Here is an 18,033-nt window from a genome sequence, read left to right as displayed (position 1 = left end):
CGTTTTGGTCTGGAGCCTAGTGTCTAACTATTAAAAGGTCATATTTGGAATTTTATAATCGTTTATAGTTTATAATAGTTTATAAATAGACCATTATTTAAAGGTTTCCTATGGCCCTGACTCACTCCTTGCTTGCCCCTGGCGAACTGTCTCAGCAGGTTGGTGCCAATGCACGAGAAGCGCGGCTGGCGAAGAACCTTTCCCGTAAAACCTTGGCGCAGATGACAGGTATTTCAGAGTCAACCATCAAACGATTCGAATCCAGTGGGCAAATAACCCTCGATAGCCTGGTGCTCATTGCCACGGCGTTGGGCACCACGCGCCAAATTGCCGAGCTATTCAAACATGAGCGCCCCATATCACTTGAAGAAATCAAGCAAACAGGGCGTGCTCGGGGTCGAAAATGAAGCGTATCAACACCGTAGAGGTGCTGTTAGCAGGTAACCCTGTAGGGGAGTTGGTCGCTAGCCGGCAGGGCATCTACTTTGCCTATCACCCTCAGTGGGTGGCGGAAGGCTTCAATTTATCGCCTCTGAACATGGATTTTACTACCCAGCCACAGAAGGCGCCCGATCCACTTCTTTTTGCTGGTCTACCAGGCGCATTTGCTGACTCACTGCCAGATGGGTGGGGAATGCTGCTCATGGATCGCTATTTCCTTGCCGAACATGGAAAAGACCGGAGAGATATTTCACCTCTTGATCGGCTAGCTTATATGGCCGACAAGGGAATGGGGGCATTGGAGTATCGTCCCGTTATTGAACGTACCTCGGACGACAGTGATATTGACCTGGCCCAACTCTATCAAGCAGCTAACGCTGTCTACGAAGGTGAAACCGCGACCACTCTGGATGCTTTGCGATTAGCTGGTGGTTCCCCAGCAGGTGCCCACCCCAAGGTGGTCGTTGCGTTATCTTCTGATGGTAAGCAGTGCACTACATCTTTTCAGGAGCTTCCTGCGGACTATCAGCATTGGCTAGTGAAATTCCGCGCACCAACCGAGCATAGGAATACGGGAGCCATTGAGTACGCCTACTCGGTGTTGGCAGAGCAGGCGGGTGTGAAAATGGCCGCGAGCAAGCTGATTGAGGTTAATTCCTCAACAAAAACCGAGCGTTTCTTTTCTACTCAGCGTTTTGATCGCAACGGTAATCGCAAAATTCACATGCTGACCGCTAGCGGCATTCTTTATGCCGATTACAGCGCTCCATCGCTGGACTATTTGGATTTACTCAAAGCAACCAGCGCGTTCACCCGCCACGCAGAAGACGTTGAGCGCATGGCGAGGTTGATGGTGTTCAACGCCCTGACCCACAATCACGATGACCATGCTAAGAACTTCGCTTTTTTGCATGATCAAGGGCGATGGACACTGGCCCCTGCGTACGACCTGACTTACGCCCCTGTTCGGGGCTACGCAGATGAGCATACAACGTCTTTCAGTGGGGCAGGCTTGGCTACCCGTAAAAAGCTCAAACAGGTTTGTGCTCCCTTCAAGTACTTGAACCCGGACCTCTATATTGAGCAAACCCTTGATGCGTTATCCGAATGGCCGTTCCTTTGCCGTGAATTAGACATCGATACCCAGCAGCAAAAAATAATTCAGCGAGCATTCGATGAGAACCGCCAGCGCCTCGGATAACGCTAACATACGGCCACGCAAGCCTAGCCATTTTCTGCCTTCTAAAAGGGAAATACAGGAGCATTACGCAAAGAGTTGAAAAGCCTGCTAGGCTGAAAGCGTTACTTAGACGTAAGCAACCCTTTGATTTTATCCAAAACGCAAACTAGCAAGGAGCGCCAATATGCGTAATATCATCTATATCGTAGGTCTGATTGTCGTTGTACTGTTCATTCTTTCAATGCTCGGCCTGCGTTAATCGCGCCAATAAAAAGCCCACAGGCAGCACCTGTGGGCTTTTTTGTGCACGTCTGTTTTTACGTGAGGGCTTCTCTAGGTTTTGTCTGAAAAGTCGGCGAGCGAAGGCAAGACAAGGCAAAAATTGGCGAAGAAACGGAGTTTACACGTTGTAAATGAGTATTCTGAGCCAATTTTTAACGCCGTATTGCCGAGCATAGGCACTTTTCAGGCAGAACCTAAGCGCAGTCGGCCGCCCCCTGGCCAAACATGTCAAACATCAGCTCTCGGCCCATAGGCGTTAGCACAAAGCGACCATACGCATTGAAAGTGGCGGCGTTACTTATTTCCAGCGTATCTTGACATGCTGCCCACTCAGGCGCCTGGGTACGCAAAGCATCAAGCTCACGCTCAGCCAAGCCGCGTTGCGCGAGCGTAATACTTTCAAGCACGTAGCCCTGGTCATAAAGCATTTCCGCCGCGGAGGACAGGCAGTGACGAAGGCTGCGTTGAACGTTGGAAGGAATGGCTGCTTGGCTAGCGTAATCTAAGTGCTGAGAAAGCATAGTACGGCGTCCTGCAAAACGGCGCTTGAATGGGCGTGTTGCAGCGCATTGTAGAGCATAGGTGGTGTAAGACCAAGGTCTAATGCGCAATGGCAGTTCTTAATTTTTATTGCTTTAACATAAATGTCATAGATTATCGCCAAGCTATGCCAGCTTATTTTATAAAATCCATTTTCTGTATTATTTAACAGGTAACTTATTGCAAAAGTTAATTATTGTTTATGGTAAATCGTATAACTTGAAGAAATAAAACCTCTGCTGGAAAGGTTGAGACTTGCTAAGTTTACCTTTGGTTACTATTTGATACTTAATTAATCTCGATAGAACTTAGATATCATGTCTAATAGCCTAGAATATACAGGCTAAGATTAGTTGTTTCTTAAATTAGCTTCTTAGTATTTATACGCAAAGCGGGCAAAAGCCGCCGAAGTAGCGGTACATGATGAGATACGGTATCTAATAAACGTATAACTAATGTGTTGTTTATATAAATCTTTCTGAATATATTAGATAAAAGCGGTAATACATGGATGGCAAATCAAATGGTATCAGTACTTGAGCGTCTTGTAGGTGGTGGCGATCGTTCTGAAAGTGTTCTTGGCTCATCAGAAATCTACTTTATTCCGTTAAATGAGCGCTTTGAAAATTGTACCAGTCAAACCATGGAGCGTTATCACATGCAGCTTTCAGCCATGGACGGTATGGTGGCGCAAATGAACCAAGCCAGTACCTACTTGAACCAGCAGCTTGCAGTGCTAGGACAGGCCAACCAACGTTGATTCATTAAATAGGCGAATTTAATGACTTACAAAATGCCTTGTACTAGGTGCTAGGCATTTTTAGTCGCAGCCAAAAAATATAGCTAAAGTTTGGTCTTCATCAGCCGATAAACGAACTAATTAGTTCCATCACTACTTGCCTCTGTCTACCGCTTATAAAGGACTGAACCACATGGCAACGATTACTTCACTTGGCGTAGGTTCTGGGTTGGATCTCACCGGCTTACTGGATCAGCTTCAAGAAGCCGAGCGTGGTAAATTAGCGCCGATTACGCAGCAAAAAGCCGATCAGAAAGCCAAAATTTCCGCTTACGGGCAGCTGCAAACCTCGCTCAATGCATTCCAGGATGCGGTTGCCAAGGTCAACGATCCAAAGCTTTACCAAAGCCTTTCCGCCAATGTGCGTGGCGATGGCATTAAGGCTACTGCCTCGGCAAGTGCGCTGCCGGGTAGCTACCGGGTGGAGGTCAGCCAACTGGCCACATCCGGCTCGCTCGCCTCTAGCCGTGTTGCCGAGAAAGACAAGCCACTCGATTTGCAAGGTGCTACTGCGCTCAAATTAAACTTTGGGGGTGGTGAGTCGGTCAACATTGAGCTTGGTGCCAACAGTTCGCTAAATGATATTCGTGATGCGATCAACGCGAATAAAGACGCCGGTGTTAATGCCACGATTATTAATGATGGCGAAGGCTATCGCTTGGCACTAAGTTCCAAGGCCACTGGCAAAGACGCATCCATCGAAAGCTTTGACTTTGTAGATGCGCAAAATGCAGTGGTGGTAGGCCCGTTCGGCGAAGCGACAGAGGTTGGCGCCAAACAGCAGGGAAAAGACGCCTCCTTAACGGTTAACGGCATTACGATTACCAGTGCTAAAAATCAGGTAGAGGGCGCGATTCAAGGGGTAACGCTTAACCTAGGTGAGCTAAGCATTGCCGAAGGTGAAAAAGCTACCAGCACGGTTAATATTGAGCGCAATACTCTAAAACAGCGTGAAACGATCAATGGCTTTGTCAAAGCGTTTAACGATTTAAAAGGCACGATGAGCAAACTCACCAGTTTCGATGCCAATAGCGGAAATGCAGGCGAGCTACTGGGCGACAGAGCAATTCGCACGATTGAGTCCCGGCTGCGTAGCACTTTAACCAGCGGGGTTGAAGGCGGTGAGCTTTCTACGCTGAGTCAGTTGGGCATTACGTTACAGCGCGATGGAACGCTAAAGGTTGAGGAAGATAAGCTTGATAAGCTAATTGCCGACAACCCCCAAGCACTAAGTGCGTTTTTTGCCGGCGATAAAAAAGATGGTGGTTTAGCAGGCAAATTAAGCAGCTCCATCGAGCAAATGACCAGCAGTAATGGCGTACTTAAAGGGGCTATTACAGGCGCTGAGAACAGCGTAAAAAGCTTGGACGACCGCTATGCGCGCATGGAAAAAAGCATTGAAGGAACAATCGCCCGTTACCGTACCCAGTTTAGCCAGCTCGATGCCATGGTGGCACAAATGAACAGCATGAGTTCGTACCTTACTCAGCAATTCGACGCGCTGGATGCCCAGCTAGGCCGTAAAAAGTAATAGCGGCAGCGGTGCCAAGTAGCCCAGCATAACGAGCACTACTTGGCACCCACAGCGCTGCGCCCAGCCAACCATAGGCCTTTTCCACCTCGTAGGAGGACTATGGTTTTCCTAACGATTGGATGAATGTAAAACGCAAAACAGGCAGCTTAGCCACATTGCCCAGCTATGCCGCAAAAAGCAATAGCGCCCGTTGCCATGTAGTGCGGCGTAACGAGCACCGCGAGGCACCCGCAAAGCAGCACACCGTGCTGCCGGGGTAAGGCCAGTTGACGCCACTATAAATAAACCCAGCATCGACCATGATAACTTTCTGCCACCCCTCCATGTCAAATACCCTAACCCCTTCGTTACTAAACGTTACATCTTTTTTTTACTAACTCCCCTAAAGCTTTCCCCCGCTGCGCCGTTAATAAGTATAACGACGCACAACACGTCGAACAGCGGGCCTTCTGGCCAGTCTTTTAGAAAGGGGAATCATTCCATGTCAGTGATCAATACCAACATCACCTCCATGATTGGCCAGTCCAACCTGTCCAAATCACAGTCTTCACTGCAAACTTCCATGGAGCGTCTGAGCTCTGGCTTGCGTATCAACAGCGCCAAAGACGATGCTGCTGGTCAAGCCATCGCTAACCGCATGAGCGCCCAGATTACTGGTCTGGCAACTGCTCAGCGAAACGCTAACGATGGTATTTCCTTGGCACAAACTGCCGAAGGCTCGCTGAACCAGGTTAATGACAACCTGCAGCGTATTCGTGAGCTGACGGTTCAGTCTCAAAACGGTACCAACTCTTCTGATGATTTAACCTCAATCCAGAATGAGATTGACCAGCGTTTGAATGAAATCAACCGTATTTCTGAAGAAACAAGCTTTAACGGTGTCAAGGTTCTATCTTCTGATCAAGGCCTTAAGATCCAAGTTGGTGCTAATGACGGTGAAGCAATTACTGTAAACCTGAAGGAAATTAACTCAGACACACTCAAGCTAGCTGGCTTCAATGTGGATGGGAAAGAAGTTCAAAATAAAGCAGCATCAGAAGCAGATATCAAGGCACAAGCTGGCGGTCGTATCGCCACGGCTGCTGCAACTGATACTCATGCCTATGTACTGTCAACTGATAACCAGAAACTTACTGGTAGCGAGTTGCTTTCATCGTTAGCGGATAATACATCTGTAACGTTTGCCGGTAATACAGCATTCGGTGTTGCCGCTTCTGCTCCTGGTTACACGTATGACAAGGATAGTGACTCCTTTACATATGGAGTAGCCGTTGCAACTGGCGATTCAGGTAATATCAAAGGCGCGATCGTACCGAAAGAAGGTACTGTTAATGCTACCTATTCGCTTGGCGCTAACCAGACAATTGATGTATCCATCGATAGCTCAGGCAATATTAAAACGGCTGACGGTAAAGATCTTTATGTGACTGCTAGTGGAGAGCTTTCACAAAATAGTGGCGAAAATGCTGTAGCTGCAACTGTTGATAGCTTAATGGCGAAGCTAGATACTGATGCTACTAACAACCTTTCAAATGCAAGCTTAAAATTAGAAGATGGTACTACTTTTACTGGTACTGATACTGCTGGTGGTGTAACTGTTACAGGCGCAAGCATCAAAGCTTCTGACCTGGTAGCAGCCTCTAACACTACTAACAATATTACTGTCGCTGCAGCCGATGTTGATGGTACTGCTACAGACGTAGTCATTGCTGGTGAAAATTCCGTTACTAGTGGCGGTGCTGCAGTATATGCCGATGGCAGTAGCCAAACGTTTGCTGTTACCACAGACGCGAGTTACACAACTAACCTTTATAAAAATGATGACGGCACTTTTACTACCGAAGCAGATGGTAAAGGTAGCACTCTAAATATTACGGCCAGCGGTGAGCTGACTACTGATCTGAAAACGTCTGAAGGGCGGACAGAAGATCCTCTTAAAGCGCTAGATGCTGCCTTGAATCAGGTTGACTCCCTGCGCTCTGACCTTGGTGCGATCCAAAACCGCTTCGAGTCTGCTATCACTAACCTGAGCACTAACGAAACCAACCTTTCTGCCGCCCGTTCGCGTATTGAAGATGCCGACTACGCGGTGGAAGTGGCCAACATGACTCGTGCGCAGATCCTGCAACAGGCCGGCACTTCTGTACTAGCCCAGGCTAACCAGCTGCCGCAAAACGTCCTGTCTTTGCTGGGTTAATCTAGCTTTTGGCTAAGATGAGATAAATATATCATCATAAGGCTTAACGAACCGGCTCCTTTTGGAGCCGGTTTTTATTTAAGTGCTAGTAGCAAGCGTGAAGTTATTCTCTAAGCTAAATCACCGATTTATAAATGTTGCTAGGAGGTGGTTATGCGCCCTGATGAACATGAGCGCGTTATACTTGAGCTAGAAACACTCATCCAAGAAACTCAAGCAACTATCGATCAGGCTGAAGCCCGCGGGTTGGATAAAGCCATGCCTGCCGATTATGCCTACCTTCTCGATATCCTCGATAAAGCTGTCAAGCAGCAGCGTGAACATACGCTAGCTATGCTAAAAGATGACAACTAGTCGTTAATTCTCAACACATGTAACTGATACTTCGAACTTTGGATCTTCTTTTGCACTACCTCATAGTACTAATTGCTAGGCTAATTAAAATTGATTTTTTTCTTATCTAGCCAATACTTACCGCCTTATAAAAAAAGTAGTGGGACTTGAGCAATGAACGCACATACGTTGGCGTTGACCCTGGCCATTGCGGCAGGTTGGTTAAGCTTTAATACGTTGGTGATCGTTGGCTATTTCTTTGTCAGCAAAAGAGAAGTGCTAGGGTTGGCCGCACCGGATGGCTCTTGGCTAACCGTTGCGGGTAAACGCGCTAAAACGCCAGCGGTGCCCGCGCGCGCAGCCGAGTGAAAAGCCTGTAGAAGAACGTGCACCCATGGATTTGCCTGAGCAAGAAGAGCAAGCCACTGAGGTGCCGGTTAGCAAGCCTGACGAAATTCCTACACATGTATTTTATGTAATGTTTCAGCAGCCCGGTCTCGAACTTAACCAGAAAATAAAGCTAGTCCTGAATAAGTGGGAAGCTTACTTCGATGCAGAACTGAACATTTATATGGCCTCAGGCGTTACCCCGCAAAACCCCTTACGAATTGCCAACGCGTACCCGCCGGGCTTGATGCCTCCAGACGAGGTATTCCAGCAAGAAGACCACCTGCTGGGTGGGGTCAGCGTTATTCTCAATAAGCCCAAGCGCAAACGCGGCTTTGATAAGGTGCAGCTCGGCAAGTTGGTTGCCTTAAGTGAAGAGTTTGCTGCCTTGGGCGGCACGATACTCGATGAAGAACGCCAGCCAGCCACGCGCAAAACATTTAAAAGTATCACCGGCGGTTAGGCTGGTTAATTACCTCCCTGGCTAACGCGCTCGTTCATCTATGTCTACACTTTGTGAACAAGGGCATTGTTCGTATTCCTCTATGTTGCTTAGTGCCGTATTAGGTTGTTTTTAATAACCTTGATGCATAAAAGCTATTTTTAATATTCTTTTTTGTGCTTATGATGTATGCATAGCGGATACGCTGATGTTTAGCGCCTGCCTTGCCTTTGCCTTAGCAGAAGGGCCGCTCCTATTTGCCGATGAGGATGCAAAAAATGAAACGATTACACCGTTTAAACACATTGCTTGCAGCGCTTTCATTAAGTGTCGCTAGTGGTTTTGCCGCCGCTCAAGCGCAGGCAGATACCCTGCGAGTCGGCATGTCTGGTGGCTATTTCCCGTTTACCTTTGTTGAGCGCAACGAGCTGAAGGGCTTTGAGGTGGATGTGCTTAACGCGGTAGGGGAGATCACCGGGGATGACATTGAATTCGTGACCGCGAGCTTCTCAGGCCTTGCGGGCATGTTGGATTCGGGGCGCATTGATACCATTGCCAACCAGATCACTATCACCCCTGAGCGCGAAGCCAAATATGTGTTCACCGCGCCCTATGTATATGACGGCGCTCAGGTCGTTGTGCGGGCCGGTAATGACACTATTAACGGCGTGGAAGATCTTTCCGGCAAAACCGTCGCGGTTAACCTGGGTTCAAACTATGAGCAGCTGCTGCGTGAGCTACCCAACGCCGATGAGATTGATATCCGCACCTACGAATCCAACGTGGAGCAGGACGTAGCGCTAGGCCGTACCAACGCCTTTATCATGGACCGGGTAAGTGCCACACAGGTCATCAAGGAGCGTGGCCTGCCGCTGGAGCTTGCCGGTCAGCCATTTACAGTGATTGAAAATGCACTACCGTTTCGTGATGACGAAGCGGGCAACGCTCAGCGTGATCGCGTCGATGCAGCGCTAGCAGAACTTCGCGATAACGGGACGCTGCGTGAAATTTCAGAGAAGTGGTTTGATACGGATATCACCCAGCAGCCGGAATAGCGCTACGCTATAACCTGAAGTCTATGTATTGAACTCGGCCGTGGTCAACCCACGGCCGTTTGCTTATAAGCGAAACTGCCATGCTAAACTTGGAATACATGTGGGATCTGTTGCCGGTCCTGCTGAGTTACCTGCCACTGACGCTTGAAATGGCCACCATTGCCATGCTGTTTGCGCTGGTGCTCGCCTGTCTATTGGCCGTGATTCGCGTGTCCCGTGTGCCGCTGTTGAACGGCTTATCCTTGCTATTCATCTCGTTTTTTCGCGGTACGCCGCTGCTGGTTCAGCTTTTTCTGTTCTATTACGGCCTGCCTCAACTGGTGGAGGCGCTAGTGTCAATCAACGGTGTCACGGCGGCCGTGCTGGGGCTGACACTGCATTTCTCGGCATACATGGCCGAGTCGATTCGCGCGGCGATTGTAGGGATCGACCGCAGCCAGACGGAAGCGGCGCTCTCCATTGGCATGACCCAATCCCAGCTAATGCGGCGCATTATTCTGCCTCAGGCGACACGCGTGGCTACGCCCACATTAATGAACTACTTCATCGATATGATCAAGGCGACCTCGCTGGCCTTTACGCTGGGCGTCACCGAGCTGATGGGGGCAACACAAAAAGAGGCTTCCAGCAGCTTTTTGTACCTTGAAGCCTTCCTGCTGGTCGCGATTATCTATTGGGTGGTGGTGGAATTGCTCTCCTGGGGGCAGCGGCGTTTGGAGGTTTATCTGAACAAGGCGTACCAACGATGATTTCCCTTGAGGCGGTTACCAAGCGCTTTGGCAAGCAGAACGTGTTTTCTGATATCGATTTACAGCTTGAGCGGGGCGAGATCATCGTCATTATTGGCCCTTCCGGCACGGGTAAATCAACACTTTTGCGGTGCATCAACTTTTTAGAACGCCCCGAATCTGGCCGGATTACCGTAGGTGATTTACGTGTGGATGCCCAACACGCCACCCGGGCGGATATCCTGAAGCTGCGACGGAGGACGGCGTTTGTTTTCCAGAATTACGGGCTGTTTGCCAATAAAACGGCACTTCAGAACATCAGCGAGGGCATGATCGTGGTGGATAAGATGCCCAAGGAAAAGGCCCACGCCCGCGCCAGGGAGATTCTCAAGCGCATCGGTCTGGCCGATAAAAGTGATGCTTACCCAGCGGCACTTTCCGGTGGCCAGCAGCAGCGTATTGGTATTGGTCGCGCCATGGCCGCTAACGCCGATGTGATTCTATTTGACGAGCCGACGTCATCCCTGGACCCTCAGTGGGTGGAAGAAGTCTTGAATCTAATGAAGCAGCTAGCGGCTGAGCAGCAGACCATGATTATCGTCACCCATGAAATGCAGTTTGCCCGAGACGTGGCGGACCGCGTGGTATTCATGGATGAAGGGCAGATCATTGAACAGGCGCCGCCGGACGAGCTGTTTACCGCACCGAAAGATCCACGTACCCAGCGCTTTTTACGTAAAATACTCGCGCCTACTGGGCAAACGGTGCCATAAAAAGCTTGAAGCGTGTTTGATGACGCGCTAGTAAGGGGGCTTTGCGCGTGATAGACTACGCCATCCTCTCAGACAAGACCCGTGGGCGGGCAGCTAAATTGACTGCCGGTCACACTATTTGATTGAGCTTAATTGCTTGTCAAATCAATTGGTTGTTACGGAAGTCGCGTGTTGGGCACCTTTATGAGTGAACATATCAGCGGCGAACAAATAGTTAATCCGTTGCCGAATTAGCGGCAACCTTTATTCTCCAAGGAGATACCTGTGGCGAACAGCAAGCAAGCACGCAAGCGCGCCCGCCAGGCCGAGACTCGTCGCGTCCTGAAAGCCAGCCAGCGCAGCATGGTCCGCACCTACATCAAGCGTGTGATCAAAGCGATCAACACCGGCGACCACGGCAAGGCGATGGAAGAGTTCAAGGTAATGCAGCCGGTCGTTGACCGTATTGCTGATAAAGACGTGCTTTCCAAGAAGAAAGCGGCGCGTCTGAAAAGCCGTTTGAACAAGCGTATTAAGGCTCTGGCGGCGTAAGCCGGCAGGCGCCATAAAAAACCGGCTGCGGCCGGTTTTTTTGTGTCTGATGGTTTTTCCTGACATGGTTTTTGACGAAGGTTACTGGGTATTACCTGCCCGCGTGAATGGATACAAGCGATGACCTCAACCACGCCTCCAAATCAACCCTCCTCTGAGACAATCGCTCCGCCTGGCCGTGGGCTAATGCGCTCGGGGCTGGTGGTCAGCGTCATGACCATGCTTTCGCGTGTCATGGGGCTGGTGCGTGATGTGGTGGTGGCAACCCTGTTGGGGGCCAGTGACGGTGCAGACGCTTTTTTTGTGGCATTTAAAATACCCAACTTTCTGCGTCGGTTGTTTGCTGAAGGGGCGTTCAACCAGGCTTTTGTGCCGGTGCTTTCTGAATACTCCTCTAAGCGCAGCAAGCAGGAAATACGCGAGCTTTTAAACGCGGTGGCGGGCAGCCTGACCGCCTTGCTTGCGCTGATTACCGCCTTGGCGATGCTGTGCGCGCCATGGCTTATTTGGGTGTTTGCGCCCGGTTTTGGCAGTGACCCGGAAAAGCTTGCCATGACCGCCGATATGCTGCGCCTCACGTTTCCGTATTTGCTGCTCATCTCGTTAACCGCCTTTTCGGGTAGCGTACTGAACACTTGGAACCGTTTTGCGGTGCCTGCCTTTACGCCGGTGCTGCTGAATCTCTCCCTGATTGGCGCGGCGATATTCTTGACGCCGTTGATGGATGAACCTGCCATGGCGCTGGCCTGGGGCGTCATGATTGCAGGCGTGGCCCAGCTGGCTTTCCAGGTGCCATTTTTAATGCGTCTGGGGCTAATGCCCACACCCTGGCCCAATTTTGCCCATGAAGGCGTCAAGCGTATCTTGAAGCTGATGGCGCCTGCGCTGTTCGGGGTATCGGTTTCGCAAATCAATCTGCTGTTGGATACCGTCTTGGCTTCCCTGCTTACGGCAGGTAGCGTCTCCTGGCTGTATTACTCTGACCGCCTGGTTGAGCTTCCCCTTGGCGTGTTCGGCATAGCGATTGGTACGGTGATCTTGCCCGCGCTGTCCCGACGCCATGCCGAGCAGTCTCAGGATCACTTTGCGGCGATGCTCGATTGGGCGCTGCGCGTGGTGTTACTGCTTGGCTTGCCCGCCGCGTTGGCACTGGCGGTGCTGGCGGAGCCTTTGTTGATTACCCTGTTTCACTACGGCGCGATGACCGACACTGATATCCAGATGGCCGCCATGAGTCTGCGTGCCTATGCGTTTGGCTTGGTGGCATTCATGCTGATCAAGGTACTGGCCCCCGGCTTTTTTGCTCGCCAGGACACTAAAACGCCGGTCAAGGTGGGGATTATCGCCATGGTGGCCAATATGGTGTTCAACCTTGTCTTGATCTGGCCGCTTGCCCACGCTGGCTTGGCGCTTGCGACTGCGCTTTCAGCGTTCTTGAATGCTGGGCTGCTGGGGTATTTGCTGCACAAGCAGGGCGTTCTGGTCTTTCAACCCGGCTGGGGCCGTTACGCGGTACAGCTGTTGGGAGGAAGCGCTTTGATGACGGCTGGACTTTATGCGGTGTCGCCTGAGTGGCAAACGTGGCTGGCATTTAACCTGTGGCAACGGGTTGGTTGGGTGGCAGGGCTGGTCGGCTTGGGAGGCGCGCTTTACTTTATTTGGTTGGCGGCGCTTGGCTTGCGGCCACGACATTTCAAAATGCAGGGTTAAATCTGTAGGTTGATATGCACAGAGTTAGACATATAGTACGGCGGGTTCGCTATAATCAGGAGTTTTTACGCTCGTCCAAGCCTGAAAAAGCGTGGGCGCTGCAAATTATCAACGGCTGAGGTGCCATGCGCGTCATTCGAGGTCTGCACAATCTGGGAGCAAGCACCCGCGGCTGCGTTGCCACTATTGGTAATTTTGATGGTGTGCATCGTGGCCATCAGGCAATTTTGCAGCAGTGTCGCGAACACGCCGCGCGCCTGAACGTGCCGTTAACCGTCGTGGTGTTTGAACCCCAGCCGCGAGAGTATTTCGCTGGCGATCAGGCACCGCCGCGGTTGACGCGCCTGCGCGAAAAGGTTCGCCTGCTGGGCCAGCATGGGGCGGAGCAGGTGGTGTGCTTGCCCTTCAACAATGCGCTGAGAAGCCTGACTGGGCGTGAATTCATTAATCAGGTGCTGGTCGAGGGGCTGAACGTCAAGCATCTGGTGGTAGGCGATGACTTTCGCTTTGGCTGTGACCGGCAGGGCGATTTTTCGCTGCTGGCGGCAGTGGGTGAGACGTGCGGCTTTGGGGTAGAGCATACCCGGACCTTCACGGTCGAAGGCGAGCGGGTTTCAAGCTCGCGAGTACGTACGTTGCTTGCCAGCGGCAATTTTGCGGCGGCAGCCACCCTGTTAGGGCGGGCGTACTCGCTTTCGGGGCGCGTTGTGCGTGACCAGCAGTTGGGGCGCACCATTGGCGTGCCCACTGCGAACCTGCCGCTGTTACCCCAGCCGCTAACGCTGCGTGGCGTGTACGCCGTTGGAGTAACACTTGAAAATGGACAGTGCTATCAGGGCGTTGGCAACATCGGCTTTCGCCCAACGGTAGGCGCCAAGCGGCCGACCCTTGAGGTTCACCTGTTTGATTTTCAGGGTGATCTTTACGGCCAGCGTATGACGGTATTTCCCTGTGCACGGCTACGGGGTGAAGTTAAATTCGACAATTTTGATGCACTAAAAGCGCAAATTGAGCGCGATCAGAGCCAGGCGCATCGCTATTTTGCGACGGCAGTGACTGACCGTAACAACGCGCTACCGCTGGCCTCGGCCCCGCTTTCTAATACAGTGGTTTTCAAGACAACTTCTTCTGATCCTTCTTCGGCGGATGACGCCGATGCTGACAACGGCTGACCGAACCATGGACTATAAGCACACGCTAAATTTGCCAGAAACCGACTTTCCCATGCGTGGCATGCTGCCCAAGCAGGAGCCGGGACGCGTTTCCCGCTGGCAGGACATGAACCTGTATCAGCGCTTGCGCGAAGCGCGTGCGGGCGCACCGCTGTTTGTACTGCATGATGGCCCTCCTTACGCCAACGGCAGTATCCATATCGGTCATGCCGTTAATAAGATTTTAAAAGATATAATCGTTAAATCGAAAAACCTGGCAGGTTTTGATGCGCCTTACGTACCGGGCTGGGACTGTCATGGTCTGCCGATCGAACACAAGGTGGAAACGACCCACGGTAAGCACCTGGCGCCGCAAAAAGCGCGTGAACTGTGCCGTGAGTACGCTGGTGCTCAGGTCGAAACACAGCTGGCCGACTTTGTGCGGCTAGGCGTGATTGGCGACTGGAATCATCCTTACCGCACCATGGACTACGCCAATGAGGCAGGTGAGATTCGCGCTCTGGCCGATATGGTCGAAGCGGGTTATGTCTTCAAAGGCCTGAAGCCGGTTAACTGGTGCTTTGACTGTGGCTCGGCGTTGGCCGAAGCGGAAGTCGAGTATCAGGACAAGAAGTCTGATGCGATTGATGTTGCTTTTCCGGTGGAAGATGCTGACAAGCTTGCCGCCGCGTTTGGCTTGAGCGAGCTACCCAAGCCTGCTGCGGTAGTGATCTGGACCACCACGCCCTGGACCATCCCTGCCAACCAGGCGCTGAACGTTCACCCCGAGTTTACCTACGCGCTGGTAGATGCCGGTGAGCGGTTATTGCTGCTGGCCGAAGAGCTGGTGGAAAGCTGCCTGGAGCGCTTTGGCCTAGAAGGCGAGGTCATCGCGACGACCCAAGGCGCCAAGCTTGATCTGATCAACTTCCGCCATCCGTTTTATGATCGCTTATCACCTGTTTATCTGGCCGATTACGTGGAGTCGGAAGTAGGCAGCACGGGTATCGTTCACTCCGCGCCTTCTTATGGTCTGGATGACTTTAATACCTGCCGCGCCCACGACATGAGCTTTGACGACATGCTGAACCCGGTGCAGGGTAACGGTGTGTATGGCGATGACCTGCCGTTCTTTGGCGGCCAGATGATCTGGAAAGCCAACCCCAACATCATCGAAAAGCTTGCCGAAGTCGGCGCGCTGATGGCGCATAAACCCATCGTGCACAGCTACATGCACTGCTGGCGCCATAAGACACCGGTTATTTACCGGGCCACGGCGCAGTGGTTCGTGGGCATGGATATTCAGGGTAAAGATGGCAAAACACTGCGGGAACGTGCCCTGAAAGGTATCGAGGCGACCGCGTTTACGCCCGCCTGGGGGCAGGCGCGTCTGCATAGCATGATCGCCAACCGCCCTGACTGGTGTATCTCGCGCCAGCGTAACTGGGGCGTCCCGATTCCCTTCTTCCTGCACAAGCAAACCGGCGAGCTGCATTCACGCACCGTTGAGCTGATGGAAGAAGTCGCCAAGCGTGTAGAGGAGCAGGGCATCGACGCCTGGTTTAACCTCGACGCTGCCGAGCTGCTGGGTGCTGAAGCGGCCGATTACGACAAAGTGACCGATACGCTGGATGTTTGGTTTGACTCCGGCACCACGCACCGCCATGTGCTGCGCGGCTCGCATCCTCATGGTCACGAAAGCGGCCCGCGGGCGGATTTGTATCTGGAAGGCTCCGATCAGCATCGCGGCTGGTTCCACTCGTCGCTGCTGACAGGCTCGGCAATTGACGGCCATGCGCCATACCGCCAGCTGCTGACCCACGGCTTTACCGTTGACTCCCAGGGCCGCAAGCAGTCCAAATCGCTGGGCAACGTGGTAGCGCCGCAGTCGGTGATGGATAAGCTAGGCGCGGATATTCTACGTCTGTGGGTCGCCTCGACCGACTACTCGGGCGAGATGGCGGTTTCTGATGAAATCCTCAAGCGCACGGCGGATGTGTATCGGCGTATCCGTAACACCGCACGCTTCTTGCTATCCAACCTGAACGGTTTCAACCCGGAAAAGGATTCGGTAGCTTTTGGCGATATGCTGGCCCTCGATCAGTGGGTAGTGGATCGTGCCGCGCAGCTGCAGGCGCGTATTGATAAAGCCTACGAAGAGTATCGCTTCCTGGATGTTTACCAGCAGGTGCACGGCTTCTGTGCCCGCGAGCTGGGCGGCTTCTATCTGGATGTTATCAAGGATCGCCAGTACACCACGCAGACGGACTCCCTGGCGCGGCGTAGTGCGCAAACCGCGCTGTATCATGTAGTAGAGGCACTTTCCCGCTGGGTAGCGCCTATTCTTTCGTTCACGGCAGAAGAGATTTACGAGCACATCCCTGGTGAGCATGGCGACAGCGTGTTGCTGGAAACCTACTACACCGGTCTGAATACTCTGGAAGACGGCGCCGATATGGGCCGTGCCTTCTGGGAGCAGGTGCTGGAAGTAAAGAATGCGGTTAATAAGTGCCTGGAAGATGCGCGTAACGCCAAGGTGATTAAGGGCAGCCTGGCTGCCGAAGTGACGCTTTATGTGAGCGATGAGCTTAACGCGACGCTTTCCAAGCTGGGTGATGAGCTACGCTTTGTCATGCTGACCAGCGAAGTGTATCTGGCACCCTTGGCCGAAGCGGAAGGCGCGGAAAGTACCGAGCTTGAAGGCCTGAAGGTAGCGGTTAGCGACAGCGCGAATCAGAAATGTGAACGCTGCTGGCATCACCGTGCTGACGTAGGAACGCACCCTGAGCACCCAGATCTGTGTGGTCGCTGTATTTCTAACCTGCCGGAAGGCAACGGTGAGACGCGTTACTATGCCTAATACTCGGTCTAGCAGTGATGAAGTAGCGCAGCTCCCGCCCATGCGGCAGCCGCTGCGCTGGCTGTGGGTGGCGGTGGCCGTTGTCGCGCTGGATTTAGCCACCAAGGCGATTGCCAGCAGTCAGCTGGGTTATCTACAGCCGGTGGAAGTGCTGCCGTTTTTTAATTTGACGTTAATGCACAACACCGGCGCGGCTTTCAGCTTTTTGGCCGCCCACCCTGGCTGGCAGCGTTGGTTCTTTGCGCTGATTGCGATTGGGGCAAGCGTAGGCTTAACCATCTGGCTTTCGCGTATCAGGGCTGATGAAAAGGTGCTGGCCATTTCACTGCCGCTGATCATCGGCGGGGCGCTGGGTAATCTTTATGACCGCCTGGTGCACGGTTATGTGGTCGATTTCCTGTCGTTTCATGTGGCAGGCTGGTACTACCCGGCCTTTAATGTGGCGGATATCGCGATTACCCTGGGAGCCATCGGCTTGATTTGGGAATCCATCATGGGTGACCGGCGGCGCAGAAAAGCCCATCGAACGACGGTTTAAAACTGTTTAGGTCAGGCAAGGTCTTATCAGATCCAAGCCTGGCCAAGCCCTGGTTGTGTTAAGCCAGGGCGTAACCATATAGCGAGCAGCGTAATGAGTGATTACCTGATTGATGACGGGATGGAAGTGACTCTACACTTCACCTTGAAGCTTGAAGATGGCACGGTGGTGGATTCAACCAAGGAAAAGGCGCCGGCTACCTTTCAGTATGGCGATGGCAATTTGCCCCCGGGCTTTGAGCATCCCATTAAAGGTATGGCCGCGGGCCAAAACGGGTCGTTTCAAATAACCCCTGAGCATGCGTTTGGCCAGCACAACCCGCAGAATATTCAGACGCTGAAACGGTCAGACTTTGGTGACGAAGCGCCTGAGCCGGGAATGGTCATGTCATTTGCCGATAAGGCGGGAACGGAACTGCCCGGCGTGGTCAAAACCATTGAAGGCGACCAGGTTGAAGTAGACTTCAATCATCCGTTGGCAGGGCGTACGCTGACCTTTGAGGTTGAAGTACTCGACGTCAAGCCTGTCACCACGCACTAGTTTATTAGTTAT

18 protein-coding genes are annotated in these 18,033 nt (G+C 52.1%); 17 read left to right on the top strand and 1 reads right to left on the bottom strand.

All coding sequences use genetic code 11. The features are described from left to right. The first annotated feature begins 110 nt into the window (after window positions 1-110). The gene (locus tag ELY38_RS05620; protein WP_127060526.1) at window positions 111-407 is read left to right on the top strand and encodes a helix-turn-helix domain-containing protein; all 297 of its coding nucleotides are present in this window, start codon (window positions 111-113) and stop codon (window positions 405-407) included. Then, entirely contained in the window at window positions 404-1,642 is a 1,239-nt protein-coding gene (locus tag ELY38_RS05615; protein WP_127060525.1) for a type II toxin-antitoxin system HipA family toxin, read from the top strand. Before ELY38_RS05620 ends, ELY38_RS05615 begins: the two co-directional genes overlap by 4 nt. 455 nt (window positions 1,643-2,097) lie before the next feature. Here ELY38_RS05615 and ELY38_RS05605 read toward each other — a convergent pair whose 3' ends face one another. Continuing rightward, window positions 2,098-2,424 (bottom strand): hypothetical protein, encoded by a 327-nt coding sequence (locus ELY38_RS05605; protein WP_127060523.1) that lies wholly within the window; start codon window positions 2,422-2,424, stop codon window positions 2,098-2,100. 542 nt (window positions 2,425-2,966) lie between these two features. Here ELY38_RS05605 and ELY38_RS05600 point away from each other — a divergent pair. The 15 genes from ELY38_RS05600 to fkpB all read left to right on the top strand — a co-directional run bounded on the left by ELY38_RS05600 (window position 2,967) and on the right by fkpB (window position 18,021). After that, window positions 2,967-3,203, top strand: coding sequence for a hypothetical protein (locus ELY38_RS05600; RefSeq protein WP_127060522.1), 237 nt, complete (start codon window positions 2,967-2,969; stop codon window positions 3,201-3,203). A 172-nt stretch (window positions 3,204-3,375) separates the two neighbouring features. Further along, window positions 3,376-4,773 carry a flagellar filament capping protein FliD gene (fliD, locus tag ELY38_RS05595; RefSeq protein WP_127060521.1) on the top strand — a complete coding sequence of 466 codons (1,398 nt, stop codon included), beginning with the start codon at window positions 3,376-3,378 and terminating at the stop codon, window positions 4,771-4,773. A gap of 484 nt (window positions 4,774-5,257) precedes the next feature. Further along, a complete protein-coding gene (locus ELY38_RS05590) occupies window positions 5,258-6,973 on the top strand; it encodes a flagellin N-terminal helical domain-containing protein (RefSeq protein WP_127060520.1) in 1,716 nt (571 codons plus the stop codon). Between the two features lie 153 nt (window positions 6,974-7,126). Further along, window positions 7,127-7,327, top strand: a complete 201-nt coding sequence (locus ELY38_RS05585; RefSeq protein WP_127060519.1) for a hypothetical protein — start codon at window positions 7,127-7,129, stop codon at window positions 7,325-7,327. 153 nt (window positions 7,328-7,480) lie between these two features. Continuing rightward, the gene (locus ELY38_RS05580; RefSeq protein WP_127060518.1) at window positions 7,481-7,675 is read left to right on the top strand and encodes a hypothetical protein; all 195 of its coding nucleotides are present in this window, start codon (window positions 7,481-7,483) and stop codon (window positions 7,673-7,675) included. A gap of 25 nt (window positions 7,676-7,700) precedes the next feature. Beyond that, a complete protein-coding gene (locus tag ELY38_RS05575) occupies window positions 7,701-8,156 on the top strand; it encodes a hypothetical protein (protein ID WP_127060517.1) in 456 nt (151 codons plus the stop codon). Between the two features lie 257 nt (window positions 8,157-8,413). After that, window positions 8,414-9,190, top strand: coding sequence for an amino acid ABC transporter substrate-binding protein (locus ELY38_RS05570; RefSeq protein WP_127060516.1), 777 nt, complete (start codon window positions 8,414-8,416; stop codon window positions 9,188-9,190). 80 nt (window positions 9,191-9,270) lie between these two features. Beyond that, window positions 9,271-9,939 carry an amino acid ABC transporter permease gene (locus tag ELY38_RS05565; RefSeq protein ID WP_127060515.1) on the top strand — a complete coding sequence of 223 codons (669 nt, stop codon included), beginning with the start codon at window positions 9,271-9,273 and terminating at the stop codon, window positions 9,937-9,939. Then, entirely contained in the window at window positions 9,936-10,691 is a 756-nt protein-coding gene (locus ELY38_RS05560) for an amino acid ABC transporter ATP-binding protein (RefSeq protein WP_127060514.1), read from the top strand. Before ELY38_RS05565 ends, ELY38_RS05560 begins: the two co-directional genes overlap by 4 nt. 264 nt (window positions 10,692-10,955) lie before the next feature. Then, entirely contained in the window at window positions 10,956-11,222 is a 267-nt protein-coding gene (rpsT, locus tag ELY38_RS05555) for a 30S ribosomal protein S20 (RefSeq protein ID WP_009097974.1), read from the top strand. A gap of 120 nt (window positions 11,223-11,342) precedes the next feature. Further along, on the top strand, window positions 11,343-12,932 hold the full coding sequence (murJ, locus tag ELY38_RS05550) for a murein biosynthesis integral membrane protein MurJ (protein ID WP_127060513.1): 1,590 nt from the start codon (window positions 11,343-11,345) through the stop codon (window positions 12,930-12,932). Window positions 12,933-13,057: 125 nt separating this feature from the next. Continuing rightward, window positions 13,058-14,104, top strand: coding sequence for a bifunctional riboflavin kinase/FAD synthetase (gene ribF / locus ELY38_RS05545; protein WP_127060512.1), 1,047 nt, complete (start codon window positions 13,058-13,060; stop codon window positions 14,102-14,104). Then, on the top strand, window positions 14,088-16,943 hold the full coding sequence (ileS, locus tag ELY38_RS05540) for an isoleucine--tRNA ligase (protein WP_127060511.1): 2,856 nt from the start codon (window positions 14,088-14,090) through the stop codon (window positions 16,941-16,943). Before ribF ends, ileS begins: the two co-directional genes overlap by 17 nt. Further along, entirely contained in the window at window positions 16,936-17,481 is a 546-nt protein-coding gene (gene lspA / locus ELY38_RS05535; RefSeq protein WP_127060510.1) for a signal peptidase II, read from the top strand. Before ileS ends, lspA begins: the two co-directional genes overlap by 8 nt. Window positions 17,482-17,574: 93 nt before the next feature. Continuing rightward, complete coding sequence (gene fkpB, locus ELY38_RS05530) at window positions 17,575-18,021, top strand: FKBP-type peptidyl-prolyl cis-trans isomerase (RefSeq protein ID WP_127060509.1); 447 nt, start codon at window positions 17,575-17,577, stop codon at window positions 18,019-18,021. The last annotated feature ends 12 nt before the right edge of the window (window positions 18,022-18,033 follow it).

Source organism: Vreelandella nanhaiensis, from assembly GCF_003990185.1.
Classification (GTDB): Bacteria; Pseudomonadota; Gammaproteobacteria; order Pseudomonadales; family Halomonadaceae; genus Vreelandella; species Vreelandella nanhaiensis.
The sequence above is the reverse complement of the archived record's forward strand: the minus strand, read 5'-3'. Positions and strand labels throughout refer to the sequence as shown.

Bases quoted from the DNA above. Each gene is read 5' to 3' on its own strand.
- ELY38_RS05620 (WP_127060526.1), top strand. From the start codon at position 111: ATGGCCCTGACTCACTCCTTGCTTGCCCCTGGCGAACTGTCTCAGCAG.
- ELY38_RS05615 (WP_127060525.1), top strand. From the start codon at position 404: ATGAAGCGTATCAACACCGTAGAGGTGCTGTTAGCAGGTAACCCTGTA.
- ELY38_RS05605 (WP_127060523.1), bottom strand. From the start codon at position 2,424: ATGCTTTCTCAGCACTTAGATTACGCTAGCCAAGCAGCCATTCCTTCC.
- ELY38_RS05600 (WP_127060522.1), top strand. From the start codon at position 2,967: ATGGTATCAGTACTTGAGCGTCTTGTAGGTGGTGGCGATCGTTCTGAA.
- fliD (WP_127060521.1), top strand. From the start codon at position 3,376: ATGGCAACGATTACTTCACTTGGCGTAGGTTCTGGGTTGGATCTCACC.
- ELY38_RS05590 (WP_127060520.1), top strand. From the start codon at position 5,258: ATGTCAGTGATCAATACCAACATCACCTCCATGATTGGCCAGTCCAAC.
- ELY38_RS05585 (WP_127060519.1), top strand. From the start codon at position 7,127: ATGCGCCCTGATGAACATGAGCGCGTTATACTTGAGCTAGAAACACTC.
- ELY38_RS05580 (WP_127060518.1), top strand. From the start codon at position 7,481: ATGAACGCACATACGTTGGCGTTGACCCTGGCCATTGCGGCAGGTTGG.
- ELY38_RS05575 (WP_127060517.1), top strand. From the start codon at position 7,701: ATGGATTTGCCTGAGCAAGAAGAGCAAGCCACTGAGGTGCCGGTTAGC.
- ELY38_RS05570 (WP_127060516.1), top strand. From the start codon at position 8,414: ATGAAACGATTACACCGTTTAAACACATTGCTTGCAGCGCTTTCATTA.
- ELY38_RS05565 (WP_127060515.1), top strand. From the start codon at position 9,271: ATGCTAAACTTGGAATACATGTGGGATCTGTTGCCGGTCCTGCTGAGT.
- ELY38_RS05560 (WP_127060514.1), top strand. From the start codon at position 9,936: ATGATTTCCCTTGAGGCGGTTACCAAGCGCTTTGGCAAGCAGAACGTG.
- murJ (WP_127060513.1), top strand. From the start codon at position 11,343: ATGACCTCAACCACGCCTCCAAATCAACCCTCCTCTGAGACAATCGCT.
- ribF (WP_127060512.1), top strand. From the start codon at position 13,058: ATGCGCGTCATTCGAGGTCTGCACAATCTGGGAGCAAGCACCCGCGGC.
- ileS (WP_127060511.1), top strand. From the start codon at position 14,088: ATGCTGACAACGGCTGACCGAACCATGGACTATAAGCACACGCTAAAT.
- lspA (WP_127060510.1), top strand. From the start codon at position 16,936: ATGCCTAATACTCGGTCTAGCAGTGATGAAGTAGCGCAGCTCCCGCCC.
- fkpB (WP_127060509.1), top strand. From the start codon at position 17,575: ATGAGTGATTACCTGATTGATGACGGGATGGAAGTGACTCTACACTTC.